Here is a 477-nt window from a genome sequence, read left to right as displayed (position 1 = left end):
CCTTAAGGGGATAATATCAGGTCCCGTAAATCAATCTGTTCTTTTTTAATCATATGCATGGCTTCTACTCCAGAAAGAATGGATGTAGCTGTGTCAAAACATTTGAACCCTAGCATAGAACGAATTCGTTTCTTTATAAAGCGATGATCTTGCTCTACTATGTTATTCAAGTACTTTTGTTGTCTAAGTTGCATACCATCAGGTATGCTTTTCTCTTTTTTCAACTGTTCAATTGCTATAGGATAAGCTGGATTCTTATCGACTGTTATAACACGAGGCTGCGAAACATGAAAAGACCGCAAAGCTTTCTTGAAAAAGCGCTTTGCAGCCTTCTGGTCTCTTGATTTGCCTAGGCAAAAATCGATTGTGTTTCCTTTCGAATCAACAGCACGATACAGATACATCCATTGACCTTTTACTTTGATATATGTTTCATCGACTCTCCAAGAGTCATTTATTTGTTTGAGGTGACGACGG

1 protein-coding gene is annotated in these 477 nt (G+C 37.9%); it reads right to left on the bottom strand.

What is annotated here, in order from left to right; translation table 11 throughout:
* Positions 1-2: 2 nt before the first annotated feature.
* A partial coding sequence (locus CN326_RS23840) for an IS6 family transposase (protein WP_141525131.1) occupies positions 3-477 on the bottom strand: 475 nt, incomplete at its 5' end.

It is taken from the genome of Bacillus sp. AFS018417 (assembly GCF_002560985.1).
Classification (GTDB): Bacteria; Bacillota; Bacilli; order Bacillales; family Bacillaceae_G; genus Bacillus_A; species Bacillus_A rhizoplanae.
Note: the sequence above shows the minus strand (reverse complement) of the source record. Positions and strands in the feature narration are given on the sequence as shown.